General features: G+C 50.3%; 3 protein-coding genes and 1 pseudogene. 3 read left to right on the forward strand and 1 reads right to left on the reverse strand.

The window, feature by feature from the left end:
* Positions 1 to 386 (forward strand): DUF933 domain-containing protein (locus tag EQY_RS0121180; protein ID WP_001073112.1); only part of this gene is annotated, 386 nt, incomplete at its 5' end.
* A 91-nt stretch (positions 387 to 477) separates the two neighbouring features.
* Here EQY_RS0121180 and dhaR read toward each other — a convergent pair.
* Positions 478 to 2,397, reverse strand: a complete 1,920-nt coding sequence (gene dhaR, locus EQY_RS0121185) for a dihydroxyacetone kinase operon transcriptional regulator DhaR (protein WP_001213973.1) — start codon at positions 2,395 to 2,397, stop codon at positions 478 to 480.
* A 226-nt stretch (positions 2,398 to 2,623) separates the two neighbouring features.
* On the opposite strand from dhaR, the gene dhaK reads away from it, so the two are divergent.
* Positions 2,624 to 3,694 (forward strand): dihydroxyacetone kinase subunit DhaK, encoded by a 1,071-nt coding sequence (gene dhaK, locus EQY_RS0121190; RefSeq protein WP_024212695.1) that lies wholly within the window; start codon positions 2,624 to 2,626, stop codon positions 3,692 to 3,694.
* Positions 3,695 to 3,704: 10 nt separating this feature from the next.
* Positions 3,705 to 3,862 (forward strand): annotated as a pseudogene (locus tag EQY_RS0121195) (dihydroxyacetone kinase); the annotation flags it as partial.

Here is a 3,862-nt window from a genome sequence, read left to right on the forward strand (position 1 = left end):
TTTGTGCTGCTGTTGAAGCCGACATTGCCGAACTGGACGACGAAGAACGTGACGAGTTTATGCAGGAACTGGGACTGGAAGAGCCGGGTCTGAACCGTGTGATCCGTGCCGGTTATAAACTGCTGAACCTGCAAACTTACTTCACCGCCGGGGTGAAAGAAGTGCGCGCATGGACCATTCCGGTTGGTGCAACCGCGCCGCAGGCTGCTGGCAAAATCCACACCGATTTTGAAAAAGGCTTTATCCGTGCACAAACCATCGCGTTTGAAGATTTCATCACTTACAAAGGTGAACAAGGCGCGAAAGAAGCAGGCAAAATGCGTGCAGAAGGTAAAGATTACATCGTTAAAGATGGCGATGTGATGAACTTCCTGTTTAACGTTTAATACGTTACTACCAGTACTGAAGTCTCCGTACAGGCGCAAAAAATCAGCCATTATGTGTGGATGCACATAATGGCTTTTTTGTTTTTGTCGATCATCCCCGGCGCTTAAACTGCCCCGCATCAATGCCATGTTGTTTCATTTTTCGCCACAGCGTGGTGCGACCAATTCCAAGTAACGCCGACATTTCCAGAATACGTCCACCTGTCACCTGGGCGGCGTTAATTATCGCTTCTTTTTCGACTTCCGCAAATGACAGACTGGTGGAAAGACGCGTGGCGCTGATATCTTCTGTCGCCTGTTCGGTAAACAGATGCTCAGGCAAATCACTGACGTGAATGCGTCCGTTGTCGCTGCTCAGGGCAAGGTTCTCAATGACGCTATACAGTTCAAAATCATTACCGGGCCATGCGCAGGAGACCAAACGAGCAAGCGCATCGTCATCAATCTTTAATCGGGTTGAGAAGCGTTTTTCGAGATTACGTAATTTATTATTCACCAGCGCCGGAATACTGCCGCGCCGCATACGCAGAGGTGGGATGGTAATTTCAAATGCATGGAGGGCGTAATAAAGCTGGCGACTAAATCGATTTTGTTCCACCAGCATTGCCAGATCTGCGGTCGTCGTGGCAATCACTTTGACATCAATCGGGATTAAACGCCGCGCATCCAACCGCGTGATAACGCCCTGCTTGATGACCTGAAGCAATGCTGACTGTAACTCCACCGCCAGATACTCAATCTTTTCGAGAAACAGCGTGCCGCCGTGTGCCAGTTCCAGACGACTCAGACGACCATTTTTATTCTCCGTGCGATCGCCGCCAATAAATTCTTCCACCAGCGTCGCATCACCATATAACTCGCAATTGACGGCGATATAGGGACCTGCAGCGCGTTCGCTTTCATTATGAATCGCCTGACTTAACAGAGCCTTACCAACGCCTTCTTCTCCACAAAGTAACACCGGAAAACTGCTGCGCGCCGCCTGACGACCAAAATGAATCAAGCGACGGGTTTGCGGATCATCCTGTGGCATATGAGCAAAAGTATGACTAACTTTGCCTAATTGACTGGTCATCAATTGCCGCATCTGCTCCACCGGATGCAGCAGCAGAATAAAGCTGGTTCCCTGGGGTTCAATTATCGGTTTAAGGGTAATGACCGCATCAATAAACTGGTGCTGACTTTCAAAGGTCGCTTCCACATGTTTGAGCGGATGTGCCTGTTTTATTGCCTGTTGCAGCACGGCAGGTAACGTTAACAGTTCCGTGATTGCTCTTCCCTGGCTGGCCGTTGCGTCCAGACGCAAAACACGCGCCGCCTGAGCATTAATAAATTGCAGATTACCCTGCTCGTCCCAGCTAATCACGCCATCGTCCATACTTTCTAACAGAGCGTTACGTTGATTTAAATGCCGATTAGTTTCAGCCAGCAAACTGTCCGTTAGCAGTAAGTTTCCCACCTCGCGAGCAATTGCCAGCGTCAACGGCAAATCGGCTGCTGTCGATTGTTCCGCTGGACACGCCAGGGCTATCGTCCCGGTCAATCGCCCCTTGCTGTCAAACAGCGGTGTTGCACAAAATGCCCATTTCCAGAGCGCCTGTTTAAAATGTTGATCGGCTATCGTTTTCACCGCCTGACCAGAGATAGCCGCTAACGATAGCGCACAAGTACCGATGATTCCTTCGGCGCAATAAGTGCCGTCATTAAATCCCAACGCACTAAGCTGCTCCATAGTCTGCGGATCACCATAACGGCTAAGGATGCAGGCAGTTTCATCGAGAATAAGCAAAACGCACGCTCGTGGCGCCATATATTCCAGGGCATCTTCCAGCGCCGCCTGCCCGAGTGTCAGCATCGCCTTTTTACGCCGACAGATGGTAGCAAATGTCACGCCCTGGGCCTGGTGCGGTACGCTCCACGACTCCCGTTTCATCAGTTTGCGGCATCGCTCCCAGGATGCTGCAATCCAGGGGGCGTTAGCCTGGTCATCGTTGTGAAAACCGCCTCTCATATTCCGCTCACTTCTGGCAAAAGGTGTTCTGACTCGCAATTTTAAGTATCAGGGCATTCTTATGTTCCATTATGGAACATTTATTAAAACATATGTTTCAGCATGAAACATAATTTGTATGAATTTTCTTTTCCCAAGTCTGATGCACAATGGATTCATCGGCAGTCAGTGGTCGCCGTGTCGTTGAACATCATCCATGCCCTACGATAATTGCTGGAGCAAGATAATGAAAAAATTGATCAATGATGTGCAAGACGTACTGAACGAACAACTGGCAGGGCTGGCGAAAGCGCATCCTTCGCTGACATTGCATCAGGATCCGCTGTACGTCACACGAGCTGATGCACCGGTTGCCGGAAAAGTCGCCCTGCTGTCAGGCGGCGGCAGCGGACACGAACCAATGCACTGCGGTTATATCGGTCAGGGGATGCTTTCGGGGGCGTGTCCGGGCGAAATTTTCACTTCACCTACCCCCGATAAAATCTTTGAATGCGCCATGCAGATTGATGGCGGCGAAGGCGTACTGCTGATCATCAAAAATTACACCGGCGATATTCTTAACTTCGAAACAGCAACCGAATTACTCCATGACAGCGGCGTAAAAGTGACCACGGTGGTCATTGATGACGACGTCGCGGTGAAAGACAGTCTTTATACCGCCGGGCGGCGCGGTGTTGCCAATACGGTGTTAATAGAAAAACTTGTGGGTGCGGCGGCAGAACGTGGCGACTCACTGGATGCCTGTGCGGAACTGGGGCGTAAGCTGAATAATCAGGGTCACTCAATTGGTATCGCTCTCGGTGCCTGTACCGTTCCAGCCGCTGGCAAACCCTCATTTACGCTGGCAGATAATGAGATGGAGTTTGGCGTCGGCATTCATGGCGAGCCGGGTATCGATCGTCGCCCCTTCTCTTCCCTTGATCAAACCGTCGATGAAATGTTCGACACGCTGCTGGAAAATGGCACATACCATCGCACACTGCGCTTCTGGAATTATCAACAAGGAAACTGGCAGGAAGAGATTCAAACCAAACAGCAGCTACAGTCTGGCGATCGGGTGATTGCGCTGGTCAACAATCTTGGCGCCACACCACTTTCTGAGCTTTACGGCGTCTATAACCGTCTGACTACGCGTTGTCAGCAAGCGGGGCTGACTATCGAACGCAATTTAATTGGTGCGTATTGCACTTCACTGGATATGACCGGTTTTTCCATCACCTTACTGAAAGTTGATGACGAAATGTTGGCGTTATGGGATGCCCCAGTCCACACCCCGGCGCTGAACTGGGGTAAATAAGGAGATAACGATGTCACTGAGCAGAACTCAAATTGTTAACTGGCTTACTCGCTGTGGAGAAATCTTCAGCAAAGAGAGCGATTATCTTACCGGGCTGGATCGTGAAATTGGCGACGCTGACCACGGGCTAAATATGAATCGAGGATTTAGCAAAGTGGTGGAAAAACT

Source organism: Escherichia sp. TW14182 (assembly GCF_000208525.1).
GTDB lineage: Bacteria > Pseudomonadota > Gammaproteobacteria > Enterobacterales > Enterobacteriaceae > Escherichia > Escherichia ruysiae.

What these genes read in the sequence shown, in the direction of transcription:
- dhaR (WP_001213973.1), bottom strand. Translation starts at nt 2,397, where the DNA reads ATGAGAGGCGGTTTTCACAACGATGACCAGGCTAACGCCCCCTGGATT.
- dhaK (WP_024212695.1), top strand. Translation starts at nt 2,624, where the DNA reads ATGAAAAAATTGATCAATGATGTGCAAGACGTACTGAACGAACAACTG.